Source organism: Sulfurimonas sp., assembly GCF_029027585.1.
Lineage (GTDB): Bacteria > Campylobacterota > Campylobacteria > Campylobacterales > Sulfurimonadaceae > Sulfurimonas.
Genome location: NZ_CP093397.1, coordinates 1,602,302 through 1,620,604 on the forward strand (window position 1 = coordinate 1,602,302; position 18,303 = coordinate 1,620,604).

The window sequence follows — 18,303 nt, forward strand, 5'->3', positions numbered from 1 at the left end:
ATCATAAAAAATTCTTTTTCTGCTTATGATTAAAAATATAAACACTAAGAAGCACTAAAAAGCTCATAAGAAGCAAGATAGCACTATAGATATGCGCAGAAGAGTAGTCCATTATTTCTACCATTTCATATATCGCAACAGATGCTACTTTTGTTTCATCTGGGATGCTTCCACCTACCATTAAAACTACGCCAAATTCTCCAACTGTGTGAGCAAAAGTTATGATTATGGCACTTATGAGAGCAGGTTTCATGTTTGGCAGGGCTACTTTTAAAATGGTCTCAAACTTACTTTTTCCACTAATATATGAAGCTTCAAGCATGTTTTTGTTTACTGTTTCAAAACCACTTTGAAGAGGTTGCACCATAAATGGAAGAGAGTAAAAACAACTTGCAATTACAAGTCCGTTAAAGTTAAAAACCAAATCTATACCAAAGTACTCATCAAAAAAAGCACCAATAGGAGAGTTTTTTGAAAGAGCGATTAAGATATAAAAACCTATAACAGATGGCGGAAGAACTATTGGAAGGGCAGTTAAAGCTTCTAGTAAAGGTTTACTCTTTGAGTTTGTTTGAGAGAGCCACCAAGCAAAAGGCAAACAAAGTATTAAAAGTATAAAAGTAGTAATACTAGCTAATTTAAAAGAGAGTAAAAAAGGAGCTAGTTCGAGGTTACTTAGGATTTCAAGCACTATAAAACTCTTTTTATGGACAGTTCACTAGCTTTTATAAGAAGAGTGACATTATCGTTCACTTGTAAGTTCATTCTTTGTGATGAGCTAGTTGTTATAACACTTTCACATATTGTGTCTGAGCAAGAAAGTTGTATGCTAGTTAAGAGTTGTGCTTCGTTGATAGAGATGATTTTAGCGCTCAGTTGATTTGAGTAGCTAAGAGTGCCTTCAAAATTCTTGGCTATTGCAATATGAGTTGATTTTGCAGTTACTTCAACCTCACTCCCAACTTGTAAGTTTTTACTTAAGTCTAAACTCATCATACTAAGATTATGTTCGGCAAAGTCAAAATTTACAATATTTAAACACTCAACATTTTGAATCTTTGTGATTGTTGCTTTAAAGGTATTCATGGCGTTTTATATCCATATAGTTGAAATATTTTTTTAGCATCCTTAGATAGTAAGAAGTTATAAAAATCTCGTGCATCTTTGTTTTCTTGCAGTAAAACTATGCCTTGTTTTATGGGAGTATAGAGTTTTGAGTCTATCTCTATCCAATTTTCTTTTCTTTTATAATGTTTCATATTTTTAGAGTAGAGTGATGACATAGCTATAATGCCAGCATCTGTTGCACTTACAGCGTAAGATACAGTTTGAGAAATGGACTCACCATATACAAACTTACTCTTTAAATTTTTGTATATTTTAGCATTTGTTAAAGCCTCTTTTGCCGCTATGCCATAAGGAGCAGTTTTTGGATTTGCTAGAGCTATTTTAGATATATTTGCTCTTTTTAAGGCATAGATGCCAGCACTTAAATCCATCTTTTTATGTGAAAAAAGTGCTAATGAGCCAAGAGCATAAACCTTAGGTTTTGTAATGGCAATCTTTTGTTTATATAAAGCATCTGGATACTTCATATCTGCTGATATAAAGACTTGATAAGGAGCGCCATGGCTGATTTGTGCGGTTAGTTTACCACTGCTTCCAAGAATTATTTTGACTTTTATATTTGGAAATCTTTTGTTAAATTCTTTTGTTAAATCTTTTATGGCATAACTTACATTTGCCGCAACTGCTACTTTTATGCTACTTGCATTAAGTAAAGAAAAGCTTATTAAAAAAATGAAAAATAGTTTTTGCATAGATGCTCTTGAGTTTTTTTGTTTATCTAATTGTAGCTAAATAAGAGTTATAATGCATATGGGTACCTCTAAAAACCCTTGCATCCTCAGAGACAAAAAGAGGGGTAAGATAGTGCAGAACTTTTTTTGAGTCATAGCCATAGCTATGGCGATTAAAAATTCTGTGCAAGATTGCTCCTCTTTTTGTCTCCCTACGGGCAATATAGCAGATACTCTACTACTGCGTTAAAACCACTTGAAGCTACTCGTAGCTCCTGCGTAGTTTCGCCTTGAATTAGCGTATCTGCTATAATGCTGAGGAAACAAGGGTTTTTAGAGGTTCCCATAATATGAATTTAAAAAAAAGACGCAGATTTTTAAAGCTAAGTGCCTTAGGTTTAAGCACTTGTTTGTTTACTTCAACTGGGCTTGTAGCATCTAGTACCATAGATACTTTAGCTCTTGTTCAACAAGATTTATATGGGGATTTTAAAGATGCTCCAAAGTTTGATGAGTTAAATGCAAGAGCATATTTGAGCCTTATTTTAACACATACAAAAGTGAGTGATAGTTCAAAAGAGTATATAAAAAATGGGGCAAGATGGTTAGAAGAAGAGGCTAAGCTACTTTATAAAAAGTCATATATTTCATTAGATTTTAAAGAACGCCAAAAAACTTTAAAATCCATTTCAAAAGAAGAGTGGGGCGAAGAGTGGATATATGAGATGCTCTCTTTTGTATATGAAGCACTTTTAGGCGATACTATTTATGGCATCAACAAAAATGAAAGTGGCTGGAAATGGTTGAATCATGTTTCAGGATTACCACGACCAAAAAAGGTACTTTTATGAAGTATGATATTTGTATAGTTGGAAGTGGAGCAGGTGCAGCACCAATTGCTTATGAACTTTCAAACGCTGGGTATAAAGTCGTAGTTTTAGAAAAGGGGAAATACTATACAGAAAAAGATTTTTCAAAAGATGAACTTGCAATCTCACGAAGAGATAAATTTACACCCCTTTTAAAAGATGAGCAACATATCATAAATGTTAGAAATGAAGATGGGAGTATAGATAGATTTGAAGGAGCCGAGTATAACTGGAGCTTTTGGAACGGTTCTATGGTTGGTGGTTCATCAAATCTTATGAGTGGATATTTTCATAAAATGAAACCAAATGATTTTAAACTAAGAAGTGTTTATGGCGAGATAAAAGGTGCTAATGTAGTTGATTGGCCGATTTCTTATGAAGAGCTAGAACCGTACTATGAAAAAGTAAAAGAAGTTGTTGGTGTTTCTGGAGATGGTATGAGACTAGATTCTTTAGAAGTAAATGGTGCAACAAAGTGGTTTGATAAATCATGTAAAGAGCTAGGTTATAAAAGTTTTGCAACACCAAGAGCGATACTTTCAGCTCCAATACTTGGCAGAAATAGTTGTTCATATTCAAATTTTTGTGGAAGTTATCCTTGTGCAACTGGGGCAAAAGGAAGTGCAAGAGCAGCTCTACTTCAAAAATGTAATGTAGAAATAATTAGTGAAGCATTTGTTTATAAGATAGATAGTGACAAATCAAAGGTCACACAAGTGCATTACTATGATAAAGATAAAAAAAGTCACTCCATAAAAGCAAAAATCTTTGTCTTAGCAGCTCAAGCAATAGAGAGTTCAAGACTACTCCTAAACTCAAAAAATAAATATTTTCCAGATGGTTTAGCAAATAACTCTAAAGAAGTTGGAAAAAATCTAATTTTCTCAGGTGGTGGAAGTGGAACAGGTCGCATAAAAAAAGAAAACTTAAGTGATAATGACTTTAAAGAACTTATGCAAGCTGGATTGTTTTTTAACCGTTCACTTCAAGACTGGTATGAGTATGATAAAGGTGGAGTAAAATACAAAGGCGGAACCATAGACTTTCTTTTTGAACATCAAAATATAATCTCTCGTGCGAGTAGAGAGTTTTATGATGATGACGGAAACATCATGTGGGGAGAAAAACTTCAGCAAAAGATACATAAGACTTTAACAACATCAAGAGTATTAACCTTTGAAGTTTTTAATGATTGGCTTCCTACTGATTATAATTTTGTTAGTATTGATGATAAGGTGAAAGACAAATATGGTGTTGCAGTTGGAGCCATAAACTTATATGGACACAAAAGAGATGTTGAGGTTGGAAAGCATTTAGCATCTAGAGCAGAGAAAGTTTTAAAAAGTATGGGAGCAAGTGAGATTGTTACTTCTATATCTGACTCTCCTCCACCAAATCTTGTAGCAGGGGGTTGTCGTTTTGGTGATGATGCTTCAACTTCTGTTTTAGATAAAAACTGTAAAGCACATGACTTGGAAAATCTTTATGTGACAGATGCCTCCTTTATGCCAACAGGTGGAAGTGTTCCATATACTTGGACAATTTATGCAAATTCATTTAGAGTGGCAGAGCATCTCAAAAAAATTATGAAGAGTTAAACAAGAAAATGATAGTATTTATTTATTATAATTATAAGGAAATGAAGTGCAAAAAACAATCTTAATGGAAAAATATCCAGTTTTTAGTCTGGAAATTAAAAAAAGTGAAACTAGTTATAAAAATGTTAATGAAATAATTGAGTATTTAAAAACTCTTATAGATGGACATAAAGTAGCAGTTTTTATATCTGTTTTTGACCAATATACGCATACAAAAAGCATCGGTGGAGAAATTAATGAAAAACTCATAGATGCGCAAAATTTAATCTTTTGTTTTGGAAAAGCTATACCAAATAGTAAAATCTTAGCAGCAAGACCAAGAAGTTTTGGAGTTTGTGAAACTAAAGATACTTTTTTAATAGATTTTTTAGAGCCTCCAAGAGAAGAAATGACGCATATTATGGAAAAATGGGCAAAATCAATAGTAAATATTTAATATTTTAGAGTAGAATTTCGTAATTAAAAAAAAGGAAATATAAATGGCTTATGCAACTGCAAGACATATATTAGTAGATAGTGAAGAAGTGTGTAATACACTCAAAACAGAGATAGAAGACGGAGCTTCTTTTGAAGATGTTGCAAAAGCAAACTCTCAATGTCCATCTGCTTCAGCTGGTGGAGATTTAGGTAAATTTGGTCCTGGTCAAATGGTTCCAGAATTTGATGAAGTAGTATTTAAAGGTGATGTTGGTGTTCTTTATGGACCTGTCCAAACTCAGTTTGGTTATCATTTACTAGAAGTTACAAGTAGAGGATAACTTACTACTATGGTAAAAGTATCTGCCATTCAGATGCGTATGTGTGATGATGAAAAGGCTAATGTTTTAAAAGCAGAAACCTTTGTTCGCACTTCTTGTGAAAATGGCGCAAAAATCATACTTTTACCAGAACTTTTTTCATCTGTTTACTTTTGTAAAGATATGGATAGAAAATACTTCTCCTTAGCATCTACGCTAAAAAATAACTCCCTGATAAAACACTTTTCTAAGATTGCAAACGAGTTAAAAGTGGTTATATTAGTAAGTTATTTTGAAAAATATGAGAGTGACTATTTTAACTCTTTAGTAGTTATAGATGCTGATGGTAAAGTTATGGATAATTATCGTAAAACCCATATACCAGATGGGGCAGGATATGAAGAGAAGTTTTACTTTAAAACAGGAGATACGGGCTTTAAAGTATATGATACTGCTTATGCAAAAATAGGTGTTGGCATCTGTTGGGATCAGTGGTTTTGTGAAAGTGCTAGGATTTTAGCATTAAAGGGTGCTGAGATTATTTTTTATCCAACTGCTATTGGTAGTGAGCCTGAAATAGAAATTGACTCAAAAGAGCATTGGCAAAGAGTTCAGATGGGACATGCCGCTACAAATACTGTTCCTATTGTTGTTGCTAACCGCATAGGAGAAGAAGTAGGAAAGAGTTGTTGCATAACTTTTTATGGGTCTTCGTTTATAACAGACTATACAGGTGCGATAATCGTAGAAGCATCTAGAGATAAACAAGAGATAATCTATGCAGAATTTGATTTAGCTGAGATAAAAAAACAAAGAGAGTATTGGGGACTTTTAAGAGATAGAGAACCTTCTAAATATAAAGATATATGTAAAACTATATAGTGGGAACTATTTTTGCTTTAAGATTATGAAAATATCTAAAAAAAAAGGTAGGTCTATGGAAATTGTACTTCGCAATAATCTTATTCTTATCACAACAGGATTTGATACGCTAAATACTTCTTGGATGAAAGAATTTTTAAATCATCATGCAAGAGGGATGCTTTTTTTACCAAAGGCAGTTTTAGTATTTAGGAATGAAACACTTACTCAAATTAGAGAAGAATTTTTAACAACTCTATCTCAACACCACGCGGCTACACACGACCTTGACCATCAGTTTTTTCTGCGTTGTATGTTAAAATATGGTACTCAACCTATAAAAATAGAGTTAGAAAGACTAGAAGAGGCTCAAACAGTAAAAGTAAATCTTTATGCTTATGATAAAGATACGGTTTTGATTTCTTTAGACGCTCCAAACTCGTGGGTTATAAACTATCTTCGCTCACAGTTAGAAGTTTATGTAGAAAGAGGAACAGATTCTTCTTTGGTTGTTGATGTTAGTGATTATAAAGCTAAAGCAAGACTAGAAAGGGCTTTAAATAAAAGGCATATCTTGCATTATCAAATACAGTATAGTTATGATAATCATTTTATGTCAAAACTATATAGTGATTTTGCTTCGTTTAGTTTTGGTGATTTATGCAAGGCAGATGATGAAGATAAAAATACTCATCTTTATACAGTTTTAGAATGTCCAGTAGGGGCTTCTCAAGATGCACTTAAAAAAAGTTATAAAAAACTTGTAAAAGTTTATCATCCTGATAAAATTGTGCATGAGCATCCAAATATGATAACTCACTATACACAGAAGTTTCAGCTACTTCAAGAAGCATATTCAGCACTTAGGATTGTTAGTTAGTCAAAGTCTAAATAAAACTCTCTATAAGTTCAGTATGAGAAGCATTTTTTAAAAGTGCCTCAAAATCATCAGAAGAGTAAAGTGCTAAGTTTTTACCTTGCATATTCTTCAGCTCTTTAGAAAAGCCTCTTTTTGAAAATAAAATCATCTGAAAAGGTACTATCTCTAATTTTTGACACTTTTCTTCAAGTTTGTGAAGTTCGCTCTTGTTTATTCTGTGATTTGTCCATTTACATTCTCCAACATATATTTCCATCTTATCAGTTAGAGTTAGTATATCTATCTCAATATTTGCATCCCAGTAACTTCCAGAACTAATGATTTGCGCATCTCTAAGATTGTAGTTTAGTAAAACTTCTGAAAGTTCTTCAAAAACTAAACTTGTATAACTGTTTTTTTTATCTTCTATACTTTTAAAAAGATTTTCATAATTTTTCTCTTTAATCTCTTTTATGTGTGGGTAGATAAAGTAAAACCAAAACCTAATAAAAGGGTAGGTGAAAAGAACTTTATGAGAGATTCTATGTTTAGAAATCTTTTTGCTTTGAGCTTCTCTTGAGTATTCTATTTGAACTATGCCTTTTTCTTGTAAAAAGTTTAATGTTCCCCCACCATTGCCATTGTTTAATCCCGCTCTTTTAAAAGCAGAGAATATTCTTCTATCGCCAACTGCAAGAGCGTTTAAAAGTCTTTTATTATTTGGTTCATTTAGTGTTAGTTGTTCTATCTTTTCATTTAAAGTATCAAAATTTTGAAGTATGAGTTCTTCTATGAGTTGTGCTAGTGGTTTTGAAGTGTCAACATCCTGCCCAAGACCACCAAAGATGGAAAAGTATTTGATTTGAGTTTCCATATCATCAGGGTAGTTTCTAAAATAAAATGAACGAAATTGTTCTAAAAGTTTTATGTTTGTCATAGGTATAAGTTTAACATAAAAATTTTAAAACTCACTTCCCCATTTTAAAGTATCTATGCCATACTTTTCTCTTAAGCTGTGTGTAGAGTCTGTTAGCTTTTTCATTTTTTGCTCATCATGAAAACCTATGAGAGATAACTCTTTTTTTGAGTCCCTTGTAAAGCTTGAACAGTTTATACTAAGCCTAATAACATGAAGTCGTCTTTGGTTGTCTGCTTTGTTAAAAAGTTTTATACATAAAGAATCAAACTTTTTTTCTGTAAAAATTTCACTAAGAGATAGGTTTATGTGAGATTTTTGATTCATTTCATAAGCTATGCTAAGGTGAAATACAGTTGGAATGACTTCTAGTTTTAAGATAGCAAAGCTTAGATGCCTAGCCAATACATGAACTCTTCTTTGTAACTCAAGTCTATCGTAAAGTGGGTCAAAGGTTCTAGAGATGCCAATGGATTTTCTTCTGCGAGTTGTTTGAATGGGAGCATCTGTAAGTCCACTAACTTTTTTATATAACTCTTTTGCATAAGGACTCCATGACTCTAGCGTTCCTCTTCTTTGTTTTAACTCTCCAAGTGTGTGGATTTGTACTGATTTTAGTCGTGCTTTCATACTCTTTCCAATACCTGCAAACTCTCCAACTGGAATGTTTTTTATGAAACTATCAAGTTCATTTTTGTAAATAATTTTACAGCCAAAAGGTTTAGCCGCAGTTGTTGCAAGTTTAGCAATATAACGAGTGTTTGCTGCTCCGATAGAAACAGGGAGTTTTATGACTTTTTTTATCTCATGTTTAAGATTGTCTATAAAATCTTCAACTTCATCATCTTCTATCCAACCACTTAAATCACCATAAAACTCATCAATACTGGCTTGTTCGATAAGGGGAATCTTAGATGCTAAAAACTCATGTAACTGATGTGATAGTTCTTGATATAAAGACATATTTGGTGCTTTTATGATTAGATGAGGGCAAAGTCCTAAAGCTTCTCTTATACTCATAGCAGTTTTAACACCAAATGCTCTTGCTTCATAAGAAGAGGTTGTAAGTATGCCTCTAATCTTCCCATCTGCATCTTTAAAGCCATTTATGTCGTCACTTTCTTCATAAGCTTTATAAAAAGTAGGAACAAAACTTCCTGAGTTTTCAAAGTTTACTGTTTGCTTTTTAGCACTTGCATCAAATATTTTAGTATCACTTCTGCCACCAATAGCAACTGCTTTATTTTCTAATGTTTTATCTTTTATGCGAACAGCTGATACGAAGAAGCAATCTATATCTATGTGTATTTTCATTTTTTCTTTTATGTTATAATTTCAACATAAGTGATTAGAAGAGTTAAACTCTTCTAATCTTAAAGCTGACTTTGAATTTCCAGATTCTTAAAGTTAGCCTTATGTTGAATTTGTCCCAACAAGAAATTGTTGGGAACATTATAATCTTACATAAAAATATCAAATAAACTTAAAAACATTGCAAATTGTCATAGAATTAGACTTAATTAAAAAAACGGGGGTTTAAAAACCTTGATAAACTTCGGTAAATTGGTGAGAAACCAAGGTATTTCTATAATGGATTATAAAAAAGCTCTAAAATATTCTTTAAAAAATATTATTAAAATAGGAAAAAGAAGAGGTATTCAAAGGTATTTATGTAAAGATTGTAAGTGTAAATTTCAACATAAAAGACGACCAGAGCAACTACATAAAATCATCTTTGTACCACAAGGGCATAAAAAAAGAGTATTTTTTACATCGTCAAACTCTCAAACAATTTGAGAGTGAAATAGTTAAAGACTATAAATATCTTAAAGAAGAGTTACTATCACTCGGATATACCATCCAAAGTGCAACTTTAGAAGAAAAAGTGTTTCAACTACTACAGGAGAACTTCATTATACTCATCCAAGAATTAGAGCTGCTTATAGAAGTTTGAGAACAAATCTACCTTACCTTTTTACATACAAAAATCATAAAAACTTATCTATATCAAATACAACTAATGCACTTGAAGGTGGAGTCTTCTCACACATGAAAAATATGATTAGTTTGCATCGTGGACTTAGCAAAAGTTTAAAGTTGAATTTAGTAGATTATCACTTGGTAAATTATCAAAAAAAGTGAGTTTTTAAACCCTTTTTTTTTAATTAAGTCCAATTTCAAGAGATTATTAAATCTTATCGGGATAGCTCTGTTTAAAAAACTGATGAAAGCACTAGATAATGGAGATATAAGTAAAATAAAAGAAGAAATAGCTCTTTATATCGCCAGTTTTAGACTTTATATGTTCAATTTTTTACAATATTTTTTTATGGTACAATTTCTGAAGAAATATACTTGATATTCTAGTATTTTTAGAAGTTATTGAGGAATGAGACTGTATTTTTTCACAGTCTCTGCGTTTTGTTAGTGATTATGCTCAAATCAAAACTTTTAGTTACAAATTCTACCTTTTTTACTCTTATATTTGTTTGATAAAGATAATTAGTAGTCCTTTAAGTAAAACAACAACATCCTTTAAGTAAAATACTTTCTTAAAGGATAGATTATGAATAATAAAGAAAAAGGTTTAAGAATAAGAACGCAAATTCTTAGGGATGTAGTTCATCATCCTAAGGATATATCTAATCACATTGCCAAAATATTTAATATAACTCCTCAAGCTGTTTATAATCATATTAAACGTTTAGAAAAAGAAGAACGCTTATCTTCCATAGGTAGGGGTAAAGGTAAAAGTTACTCACTTGGATCAGTACGTAATTATAATATAGCATTGCCTTTAACCAAAGAACTTTCTGAAGACACAATATGGAGAAATCATTTTTCATTTATATTTGAAGGTGTTTTAGATAATGTTACAGATATCTGCCATTATGGTTTTACAGAAATGGTAAATAATGTTATAGATCACTCAGCGGGTGAAACAGTATATATGAGTATATTTAGAGATAAAGAAAAAATTCAAATATTTGTTATTGATGATGGAGAAGGAATCTTTCAAAGAATTACAAGGCTATGTGATTTATCAGATGAAAGACATGCCATTATGGAATTATCAAAGGGTAAGTTAACAACTGATCCAGAAAATCATACAGGAGAAGGAATATTTTTTACTTCTCGTATGTTTGATGAATTCGAAATTGAATCTAAAGGTTTAAACTACTCTCATAATACTGAGTATTTTTTTGACTACTTATTTGATTCTCAAACACAATTTGAAGAACAGGGAACAATGGTTGTAATGGTGATAAATCTTGTATCAGGTCGTCAAATAAAGAATATATTTAGTGAGTATACAGATGATATAAAAGGAATTGAAACTTCTCAATTTAATAAAACAGTGATTCCTGTAAAATTAGCTCAATTTGGAAATGAAAAATTGGTTTCACGTTCTCAAGCAAAAAGATTATTAACCCGTGTAGAAAAATTTGAAAATGTGATATTTGACTTTGAAGATGTTAGTAGCATTGGACAAGCCTTTGCAGATGAAATTTTTAGAGTTTATGCTAACAAAAATGTAAATATTACATTACTACCTCTAAATATGACAGAAGATGTTGAAATGATGGTAAATAGGGCATTAGGCAAATAAATTAATACTTGAATAGTCATTAACGGTTGAGTTAAGCGACAAGGCGATATGACTCAGTAAAAATTCGGTCTTTTAACTAACTAATTTTAGGAGTATAATGAACCCCTAAAACTGAACCAGTAAAATTTGTTTTCTTATTTCAAAAATGATAAAATTGAAATAGAGAATATAGGAATTAAATATGAATGCAAAAAGAAAAAGTTATAGTGCAAATTTTAAAGCAAAAGTAGTACTGGAAGTTTTAGAGGGTGAAAAAACTGTTAATGAAATAGCTAGTGGATATGAAGTCCTACCTCTAAGTTTAAGAAATTGGAAAAAACAGTTTCTTGAGAATATGTCATTAGCATTTGATAAAAGTACTGTTGTAAAAGAATACAAAGATGAAATTGATACTCTTAAATATGAAAAAGATGCAATTGCAAAAAAACTTGGAGAGACAATTGTTGAGAAGGATTTTCTTGTGGAAAAGCTAAAAAGCTTGGCCTCATCTAAAGAGAGAAAAACTCTACTTGATGCTAAGCATAAATTATCACAGAATAAGCAGTGTCAATTGCTACAGGTAAGTAAGTCGAGTTTGTACTATACTCCAACTAAACCGTTTAGTAGAGGTAAAGACTTGAAAATATTAGATGCTATAAATAATATATATTCAGACTTTCCATCATATGGAAGTAGAAGAATTCATGCTCAACTTTTAAGAGATGGGTATAGCATAGGGAAAAAGTTCGTTAAGAAAGCTATGAAGTATATGGGTATAGAAGCCTTGTATCCTAAGCCTAAGACCACTACAGCAAACAAAGAACATTATAAGTATCCATATCTCCTAAAAGATTTTAGAGATTATGCTGGACGTGTTGTAATTGAAAAAACTAATCAAGTCTGGAGTACAGATATTACTTATATCAAACTGGAAAAAGGCTTTGTATATTTAGCCGCAATAATAGATTGGCATAGTAAAAAAATACTCTCATGGAAACTTTCTAACACAATGGATATTTCCTTAGTTAAAAGTGTGTTAAATGAAGCACTCGCATTTTATCCTAAACCAGAGATATTTAACACAGACCAGGGAAGTCAATATACTTCAAAAGTTCATGTTGATATTCTCAAAAAACACAACATTAAAATTTCAATGGATGGAAAAGGTAGAGCTACTGATAATATTTGCATCGAAAGATTCTGGCGAAGTATTAAGTATGAAGAAATTTATCTGAATGAATATAAGAATATAAAATCTCTCAATCGAGCAATAAAAATATATATGAACTCTTACAACAAAAAAAGATTACATTCGGCGATTGGATATAAAACTCCAAATGAAGTTTATTATAAAGCTGTCAATAATTTAGATCCTAAAGGAGCAAAACTGTTACCACTGGTATCGTAAAGAGGTAAAATAAGAAAACTTGTTTTACTGGTCTTGAAAAAGGGAACCATTATAAATATGATAAACATTTTAATTTAGAACATTTATATAAAATTGCTAAATCTTTAGAGTAGATATTAATGAATTCTTAAAAAATAGCATTTAGAATTTAGTATATATATTTGCTACTACTATATTTTGTTATATCTTTGTATCATTAAGTTGTTTATTAATTTTATATCCATAAACAACTTCTGGCATTTTTCGTTCCTCAATACTTTTAACTAAATTTTTACTAAGAACTTCTAAAATTTTAACTGTAGATACTTTTGCAGCTTCTTTAAATCCTTTATTAACAAGAGCACTGCCAATATGAGGGATTCCTTCGGATATAAAATTGTAACCAACTCGTTTTAAAAGATTACGATTGAGCTTTGCCATAGATTGTTCAAACTCTATTGCTTTTGGTTTTATCTTTAAAAATGCTTCATTGAGTGCCCAGTCAACAGTGTCATTATATACTCCTGAAGTTAATCTATCAAAAGTTTCATTTGTTAATTGAATAACTGAAATCAGATACTTTTCTCGTTCTTCTATTAATTTTTCTCTTATTGTAATTATTTCTTCTGACCTAGCAATATCAAATGTAATATTAGGAACAGTAATTTCTAATCCTGCTGCAGCCAATAATAGTGCAGCATTTTCAGTAGTTATTCCTTGATTTTGTAAATATAAAGCTTTATGCTCAACATTGGTTGTAAATAAAACACCTTCATTATTCATTGCCGAGTCTAGAATATTGGGACGACCTTCTGTTGTTAATAAAGATCGTTGTATAAAGCTTGGTTGTTCAGTTCTTCTATGACCAGCTTCTAATACTTCATTTGCAATTAAGTATAAAAAAGGATACAGCCTATATTCTTTAGAAGAAGTACTTTGTGTATCAGGTAATTCAATTAACACTTTATCAAACATTTAAGGTTCCTTTTCTTTAAATTGATATAACGTTCATCGTGAGCGATAATTTTCCCGCTAGGGTAAATTATTGGTCTCCTCGGAGACTGTGAAATAACTATAAATAAAGGCATAGTCTCATAAGTTACAAATATTCTAACTAATATACCTTAACATTAACCATATTTAAACACCTAAAATAGTATAATACACCCAAGTATTAGGCTTAAAGAGGTGTTTATGAGTAAGAGATATAAAGAAGGAATAAACCGTAATCAACAACAGTTTTTTCCTCCAAGTCTTGATGAGTATGTAGATGAGAATAATCAAGTAAGAGCAGTAGAACTTTATGTACAGAGGCTTGATTTAAAAGAAATGGGCTTTGATGATACTTCTACTAGTTTTGAAGGACAGAAGTCTTACTTCTTAAAGTATATATTTATGGCTACCTTAATAAGATAAGAAGCTCACGTGCCTTAGAAAAAGACTAGGTCAACAACCGTTTGTGTAAAATGCTAGAAACATAGAACTGATGTGGTTAACCTCAGGACTTAAGCCTACTTATAAAACTATCTCTGACTTTAGAAAGAACAATCCCAAAGCAGTGTTCAAAGACTTTGTACTATTACTCAAAGGTCTCGCATTAATAAGAGATGAACTTGTCGCCTTAGATGGAGCCTTCTTAAGAGCTAACGCATCAAAGAACACCTTGATAATGAAGAAGACTACGGAACGAGATTTAGCAAGTGCAGAAGTATCCATTAATGAATACCTTACAGCCTTAAAATTTAGCGATAAAGAAACCCATACCACGAAGTTAGCTAAACAACTTCCTAAAAATCTGGACTTACTCTTAAAAAAAAGCAAGATTTACAACAGAGTTAAACTTTCTTAAGAAGATAAACCGTACCCAATATAATAGAACTGACCCAGATGCAAGGGTGATGGTTAAGTCAGCACATAACCTTATGGCATATAATTCTTAGATATGTGTAGATGATGGGATTAAAACACTTGTACCTGCTATCAGAACAGGTCAAGAACTTATTAACAAAGGCAAATTTACTAAAGATAAGTTTATCTACGATAAAGACCTAGATGCTTATATCTGCCTCAATGATAAACTTATTTCAAGAACGAAGTCAATAAATAAATCATATGCAAGAATCATGCATATGTACAGAAGCTCACAAACAGATTGTAATGCTTGCTCTATTAAAGATAAATGTCTAGGTGAAAAGACCAAACAAAAACAAACCCAAAGATGGGAACATCAAGAACTTTTAGATACTTATAATAAAAACCTAGAAACACCTGCCGCAAAAGCACTTTTCAAAAAAAGAGGCTCTATCGTAGAACATCCATTTGGAACTATAAAGAGAAATCTTGGCTGGGATCACTTCTTAGTCAGAAGTAAAAAGAAGGTTCAAGGTGAAAACGCACTTATCATGTTTACCTACAATTTCAAGAGATTGTTGAATCTTATAGGGATAGCTCTGTTTAAAAAACTGATGAAAGCACTAGATAATGGAGATATAAGTAAAATAAAAGAAGAAATAGCTCTTTATATCGCCAGTTTTAGACTTTATATGTTCAATTTTTTACAATATTTTTTTATGGTACAATTTCTGAAGAAATATACTTGATATTCTAGTATTTTTAGAAGTTATTGAGGAATGAGACTGTATTTTTTCACAGTCTCCGAGCACCGAACAGCTACGCAGTCGTTGAAGACAAACGTTGTATGATGATGAAAGTAAACTATTTTTGTTACTTGCTAAAATATCTATAAATAAAATTACAAAAAGTAAAATAATTCTAGTCGCTTAAGGTTACAATTCGTAATATTTCTTACGAAAAACTGCCTAATTTAACTCCACCGTTGACAAGAAAAAAAAAGGGGGGGGGCTATAACGACCCAAATATTATGTAATAATGTCAAAAGAAGGATTCATTAAGAGGGTTAAACTCTCCTGATTTTTAGCCTTACCTCGAATCGCCAAATTCTTAGCGAACTTTGCTAGGAACATTTAAATTATACTTCATTTTATAAAACTAGCTTAAAAATATGACAAATTGAAAAGAAATAATTGCTATAATCTTACTTATGAGATATATATTTTTAATTTTTGCTCTTTTCTTCAGTGCTTGTAGCATTAAAAACTACGAGCAGACTCAAACCAAAATCATTATTATAAAATCTCCACAGATTAAGTTTGCAGACCTTGGATATATCAGAAATAGTGATGATGCCATAGAGTTAGAACTTTTTAGTGCAGGAACATCCATACAAAAAATTAGTATAAATTATCTGATTTGTGTTAATGAAGGTTGTATGAGTAAAAGTAATTTTAATGAAGAGTACTTAAACAAAACATACCCTAGCGATATACTTCAAAATATACTTCTATCAAGAAGCATTTATGATGGAAAAAACATGATAAAAGCACAAGATGGATTTCTTCAAAAGATAAAAAATAAAGATGTAGATATAACATACAGAGTCACTTCAAATGTTACATTTTTTAAAGATAAAAAAAATAAAATAATTTTTAAAATCAAGGACACAAAATAATGGATAAAATTTATACAAAATTTGTAGGAGCACATACTTCAGCAAGTGGTGGAGTTTTTAATGCAGTAACAAATGCAAAAGAGATAGGCGCAAAAGCCTTTGCACTTTTTACAAAAAATCAAAGAAGATGGGATGCAAAAGAACTAGACACTCAAACCATAGATAAATTTCAAAGTGCTCTTGAAGAAAGTGGAATTTTAGCAAAACATATTTTGCCACATGATTCTTACCTAATAAACCTAGGTCACCCAGATGAGCAAAAGCTTATAAAAAGTAGAATGGCTTTTGTAGATGAGTTAGAACGATGTGAGCAACTTGGTCTTGATAGGTTAAATTTTCATCCAGGGAGCCATTTAAAAGAGATAAGCGAAGATGAATGTTTAAGTAAAATATCTGAGTCTATAAATATAGCTCTTGATAAAACTACTGGTGTGAAAGCAGTCATAGAAAACACAGCAGGACAAGGGAGTAACTTAGGTTATAAGTTTGAGCATCTAGCTCAAATAATCGATAAAATTGAAGACAAAAGCAGAGTTGGCATCTGTATAGATACTTGTCATATGTTTGTAGCAGGTTATGACATAAGAACAAGAGAAGCTTACGATAAAACTTGGGCAGAGTTTGAGAAAATCGTAGGTTTTAAATACTTGATGGGAATGCATTTAAATGACTCTAAACCGCCTTTAGGTTCAAAAAAAGATAGACATCATTCTCTTGGAGAAGGTGAAATAGGTCTGGACGCTTTTAGATTTTTGATGAATGATGAACGCATGGATGATATACCGCTTATACTTGAAACCATTGATGATAAAATCTGGAAAAATGAAATAGAACTTCTTTACTCTTTTGTAGATTAAGCAAAACTTATGTAAGATTAAAGAAAATATTTTATAGTCTGGAGGAAAGAATGAAAAGAATAGCATTAATGTCACTTGTGGCTAGTTCAGTTATGATGGCTGGTGGATGGAAAATTCCAGAGACTTCACTAAATGGTGTAGCTCTAAGTGCTGCAAATATTGCACACAACAAAAGCGCAGATGCGGCCTATTATAACCCAGCAAATATGATTTTTATGGAAGATAAAAATGAGATAGAATTTGATTTGATTTATATTGGATTAGATGCTATTCATTATGAAGGAAAACATACGAGTGGTGCAACAGTTTTTAATGGCGGATTAGATGCACAACAAGAAAACTTCATTATTCCAACAATTCACTATGTTAGTGAGAAAACAGGAAATGCTCGTATCGGATTGAGTATAGTTTCTCCAGGTGGACTTTCAAAAAGATGGCAGAAAGAACCTGCAAAGGCATCAGCAGAAGAATTCACACTTAAAATTGTAGAGATTAATCCATCAGTTGCTTTGGAGATAAATGATAAACTTGCGTTTGCTTTTGGATTTAGAATACTTCATACTAGCGGAATAGTAAAAAGTGATGGTTTTATAGGAGCGATTAATGCAAATGCTTCACGAGATATGACAGGAACTGGAATTGACTATGGATATAATATAGCTTTATCGTATAAACCAACATCAGATTTAGATATTGCACTAACATATCGTTCTAAAGTCAATTTAAATGTTACTGGCAATGCAAAATTATCAACAAATAGAGCAGGTGGTGCTACCTATGATGGTGGAACAAGTCTTACGATACCTTTACCAGCAACATTTAGTGCGGCAATAGCTTATACTCTACCTTCTAAAACAACTTTTGAGTTTGTTTATGAACAAACAATGTGGTCTGCATATAAAGATTTAGATTTTGATTATGATTCAAGTTTCAGTGGAACGCCAGGAGGTAAAGCAACATTAACAGCTGTGTTTGATAACCCAAAAGCAAAAAACTGGCATGATACAAATGCTTTTCGTTTAGGTATCACTCAAGAGTTAAAAAATATGACACTGATGGCAGGTGCAGTATATGATAGAACTCCAGCTCCAGAATCTACATTGGGCTTTGAACTTCCAGATTCTAACAGTTTTGCAGTATCTCTAGGTGGTCGTTATCAAATAAATGAAAAGATGGAAGTAGGTTTATCAGCTCTTTATTCTATGAGAGAGAAAAGAAAAGTTAAAAATGATCATTTTGATGGAGAATTTTCAAATGCAAATGTGCTAATTATTTCAACAGGCATAAGTTATAAATTTTAAG

The 18,303-nt window shown here is 31.6% G+C and carries 21 protein-coding genes; 15 read left to right on the top strand and 6 right to left on the bottom strand.

Annotated elements, in window-relative coordinates; all coding sequences use genetic code 11:
* Position 1: 1 nt before the first annotated feature.
* From modB to modA, 3 genes are read right to left on the bottom strand one after another with little or no spacing between them, the layout of a single operon-like run.
* On the bottom strand, positions 2 to 691 hold the full coding sequence (modB, locus tag MOV50_RS08410) for a molybdate ABC transporter permease subunit (protein WP_321777462.1): 690 nt from the start codon (positions 689 to 691) through the stop codon (positions 2 to 4).
* A complete protein-coding gene (locus MOV50_RS08415; protein WP_321777463.1) occupies positions 691 to 1,086 on the bottom strand; it encodes a TOBE domain-containing protein in 396 nt (131 codons plus the stop codon). Before MOV50_RS08415 ends, modB begins: the two co-directional genes overlap by 1 nt.
* The gene (gene modA / locus MOV50_RS08420; RefSeq protein WP_321777464.1) at positions 1,083 to 1,820 is read right to left on the bottom strand and encodes a molybdate ABC transporter substrate-binding protein; all 738 of its coding nucleotides are present in this window, start codon (positions 1,818 to 1,820) and stop codon (positions 1,083 to 1,085) included. The genes MOV50_RS08415 and modA overlap by 4 nt, the downstream gene beginning before the upstream one ends.
* A 329-nt stretch (positions 1,821 to 2,149) precedes the next feature.
* Between modA and MOV50_RS08425 the strand changes: the two genes are divergently transcribed.
* The 6 genes from MOV50_RS08425 to MOV50_RS08450 are packed head-to-tail and all read left to right on the top strand — an operon-like array spanning position 2,150 to position 6,744.
* Entirely contained in the window at positions 2,150 to 2,650 is a 501-nt protein-coding gene (locus MOV50_RS08425) for a gluconate 2-dehydrogenase subunit 3 family protein (RefSeq protein ID WP_321777465.1), read from the top strand.
* A complete protein-coding gene (locus MOV50_RS08430; protein WP_321777466.1) occupies positions 2,647 to 4,266 on the top strand; it encodes a GMC family oxidoreductase in 1,620 nt (539 codons plus the stop codon). Before MOV50_RS08425 ends, MOV50_RS08430 begins: the two co-directional genes overlap by 4 nt.
* A 46-nt stretch (positions 4,267 to 4,312) precedes the next feature.
* Positions 4,313 to 4,702, top strand: a complete 390-nt coding sequence (locus MOV50_RS08435; RefSeq protein WP_321777467.1) for a DUF6858 family protein — start codon at positions 4,313 to 4,315, stop codon at positions 4,700 to 4,702.
* A 43-nt stretch (positions 4,703 to 4,745) separates the two neighbouring features.
* Positions 4,746 to 5,024, top strand: coding sequence for a peptidylprolyl isomerase (locus MOV50_RS08440; protein WP_321777468.1), 279 nt, complete (start codon positions 4,746 to 4,748; stop codon positions 5,022 to 5,024).
* A 9-nt stretch (positions 5,025 to 5,033) separates the two neighbouring features.
* Complete coding sequence (gene aguB / locus MOV50_RS08445; protein ID WP_321777469.1) at positions 5,034 to 5,885, top strand: N-carbamoylputrescine amidase; 852 nt, start codon at positions 5,034 to 5,036, stop codon at positions 5,883 to 5,885.
* Between the two features lie 55 nt (positions 5,886 to 5,940).
* The gene (locus MOV50_RS08450) at positions 5,941 to 6,744 is read left to right on the top strand and encodes a J domain-containing protein (protein ID WP_321777470.1); all 804 of its coding nucleotides are present in this window, start codon (positions 5,941 to 5,943) and stop codon (positions 6,742 to 6,744) included.
* A gap of 7 nt (positions 6,745 to 6,751) precedes the next feature.
* On the opposite strand, the gene MOV50_RS08455 is transcribed toward MOV50_RS08450, so the two are convergent.
* Positions 6,752 to 7,660, bottom strand: coding sequence for a DUF234 domain-containing protein (locus MOV50_RS08455; protein ID WP_321777471.1), 909 nt, complete (start codon positions 7,658 to 7,660; stop codon positions 6,752 to 6,754).
* Between the two features lie 24 nt (positions 7,661 to 7,684).
* Complete coding sequence (locus tag MOV50_RS08460; RefSeq protein WP_321777472.1) at positions 7,685 to 8,953, bottom strand: DNA polymerase IV; 1,269 nt, start codon at positions 8,951 to 8,953, stop codon at positions 7,685 to 7,687.
* 276 nt (positions 8,954 to 9,229) lie between these two features.
* Here MOV50_RS08460 and MOV50_RS08465 point away from each other — a divergent pair, with 276 nt between their 5' ends.
* The 3 genes from MOV50_RS08465 (at position 9,230) to MOV50_RS08475 (ending at position 12,636) form a co-directional block, all read left to right on the top strand.
* Complete coding sequence (locus MOV50_RS08465; RefSeq protein ID WP_321777473.1) at positions 9,230 to 9,436, top strand: transposase-like zinc-binding domain-containing protein; 207 nt, start codon at positions 9,230 to 9,232, stop codon at positions 9,434 to 9,436.
* A 769-nt stretch (positions 9,437 to 10,205) separates the two neighbouring features.
* Positions 10,206 to 11,249 carry an STAS-like domain-containing protein gene (locus MOV50_RS08470; RefSeq protein ID WP_321777474.1) on the top strand — a complete coding sequence of 348 codons (1,044 nt, stop codon included), beginning with the start codon at positions 10,206 to 10,208 and terminating at the stop codon, positions 11,247 to 11,249.
* Between the two features lie 181 nt (positions 11,250 to 11,430).
* On the top strand, positions 11,431 to 12,636 hold the full coding sequence (locus MOV50_RS08475; RefSeq protein WP_321777475.1) for an IS3 family transposase: 1,206 nt from the start codon (positions 11,431 to 11,433) through the stop codon (positions 12,634 to 12,636).
* Between the two features lie 180 nt (positions 12,637 to 12,816).
* Here MOV50_RS08475 and MOV50_RS08480 read toward each other — a convergent pair whose 3' ends face one another.
* Complete coding sequence (locus MOV50_RS08480; RefSeq protein WP_321777476.1) at positions 12,817 to 13,590, bottom strand: hypothetical protein; 774 nt, start codon at positions 13,588 to 13,590, stop codon at positions 12,817 to 12,819.
* A 219-nt stretch (positions 13,591 to 13,809) separates the two neighbouring features.
* Here MOV50_RS08480 and MOV50_RS08485 point away from each other — a divergent pair, with 219 nt between their 5' ends.
* From MOV50_RS08485 to MOV50_RS08510, 6 genes are all read left to right on the top strand, one after another.
* Entirely contained in the window at positions 13,810 to 14,031 is a 222-nt protein-coding gene (locus MOV50_RS08485; RefSeq protein ID WP_321777477.1) for a hypothetical protein, read from the top strand.
* Positions 14,032 to 14,101: 70 nt separating this feature from the next.
* Entirely contained in the window at positions 14,102 to 14,464 is a 363-nt protein-coding gene (locus MOV50_RS08490; RefSeq protein ID WP_321777478.1) for a hypothetical protein, read from the top strand.
* A 250-nt stretch (positions 14,465 to 14,714) separates the two neighbouring features.
* Positions 14,715 to 15,215, top strand: coding sequence for a transposase (locus MOV50_RS08495; protein WP_321779654.1), 501 nt, complete (start codon positions 14,715 to 14,717; stop codon positions 15,213 to 15,215).
* 461 nt (positions 15,216 to 15,676) lie between these two features.
* Positions 15,677 to 16,144, top strand: coding sequence for a hypothetical protein (locus MOV50_RS08500; RefSeq protein ID WP_321777479.1), 468 nt, complete (start codon positions 15,677 to 15,679; stop codon positions 16,142 to 16,144).
* A complete protein-coding gene (gene nfo / locus MOV50_RS08505; protein ID WP_321777480.1) occupies positions 16,144 to 17,001 on the top strand; it encodes a deoxyribonuclease IV in 858 nt (285 codons plus the stop codon). The genes MOV50_RS08500 and nfo overlap by 1 nt, the downstream gene beginning before the upstream one ends.
* Before the next feature lie 50 nt (positions 17,002 to 17,051).
* Complete coding sequence (locus tag MOV50_RS08510; RefSeq protein WP_321777481.1) at positions 17,052 to 18,302, top strand: OmpP1/FadL family transporter; 1,251 nt, start codon at positions 17,052 to 17,054, stop codon at positions 18,300 to 18,302.
* The last annotated feature ends 1 nt before the right edge of the window (position 18,303 follow it).

Excerpts from the sequence above, each read along its gene's own strand:
- modA (WP_321777464.1), bottom strand. The coding sequence starts at position 1,820 with ATGCAAAAACTATTTTTCATTTTTTTAATAAGCTTTTCTTTACTTAAT.
- MOV50_RS08490 (WP_321777478.1), top strand. The coding sequence starts at position 14,102 with ATGTGGTTAACCTCAGGACTTAAGCCTACTTATAAAACTATCTCTGAC.
- MOV50_RS08460 (WP_321777472.1), bottom strand. The coding sequence starts at position 8,953 with ATGAAAATACACATAGATATAGATTGCTTCTTCGTATCAGCTGTTCGC.
- MOV50_RS08440 (WP_321777468.1), top strand. The coding sequence starts at position 4,746 with ATGGCTTATGCAACTGCAAGACATATATTAGTAGATAGTGAAGAAGTG.
- nfo (WP_321777480.1), top strand. The coding sequence starts at position 16,144 with ATGGATAAAATTTATACAAAATTTGTAGGAGCACATACTTCAGCAAGT.
- MOV50_RS08480 (WP_321777476.1), bottom strand. The coding sequence starts at position 13,590 with ATGTTTGATAAAGTGTTAATTGAATTACCTGATACACAAAGTACTTCT.
- MOV50_RS08510 (WP_321777481.1), top strand. The coding sequence starts at position 17,052 with ATGAAAAGAATAGCATTAATGTCACTTGTGGCTAGTTCAGTTATGATG.
- MOV50_RS08465 (WP_321777473.1), top strand. The coding sequence starts at position 9,230 with ATGGATTATAAAAAAGCTCTAAAATATTCTTTAAAAAATATTATTAAA.
- MOV50_RS08425 (WP_321777465.1), top strand. The coding sequence starts at position 2,150 with ATGAATTTAAAAAAAAGACGCAGATTTTTAAAGCTAAGTGCCTTAGGT.
- MOV50_RS08415 (WP_321777463.1), bottom strand. The coding sequence starts at position 1,086 with ATGAATACCTTTAAAGCAACAATCACAAAGATTCAAAATGTTGAGTGT.
- aguB (WP_321777469.1), top strand. The coding sequence starts at position 5,034 with ATGGTAAAAGTATCTGCCATTCAGATGCGTATGTGTGATGATGAAAAG.
- MOV50_RS08485 (WP_321777477.1), top strand. The coding sequence starts at position 13,810 with ATGAGTAAGAGATATAAAGAAGGAATAAACCGTAATCAACAACAGTTT.
- MOV50_RS08470 (WP_321777474.1), top strand. The coding sequence starts at position 10,206 with ATGAATAATAAAGAAAAAGGTTTAAGAATAAGAACGCAAATTCTTAGG.
- MOV50_RS08455 (WP_321777471.1), bottom strand. The coding sequence starts at position 7,660 with ATGACAAACATAAAACTTTTAGAACAATTTCGTTCATTTTATTTTAGA.
- MOV50_RS08500 (WP_321777479.1), top strand. The coding sequence starts at position 15,677 with ATGAGATATATATTTTTAATTTTTGCTCTTTTCTTCAGTGCTTGTAGC.
- MOV50_RS08475 (WP_321777475.1), top strand. The coding sequence starts at position 11,431 with ATGAATGCAAAAAGAAAAAGTTATAGTGCAAATTTTAAAGCAAAAGTA.
- MOV50_RS08430 (WP_321777466.1), top strand. The coding sequence starts at position 2,647 with ATGAAGTATGATATTTGTATAGTTGGAAGTGGAGCAGGTGCAGCACCA.
- MOV50_RS08450 (WP_321777470.1), top strand. The coding sequence starts at position 5,941 with ATGGAAATTGTACTTCGCAATAATCTTATTCTTATCACAACAGGATTT.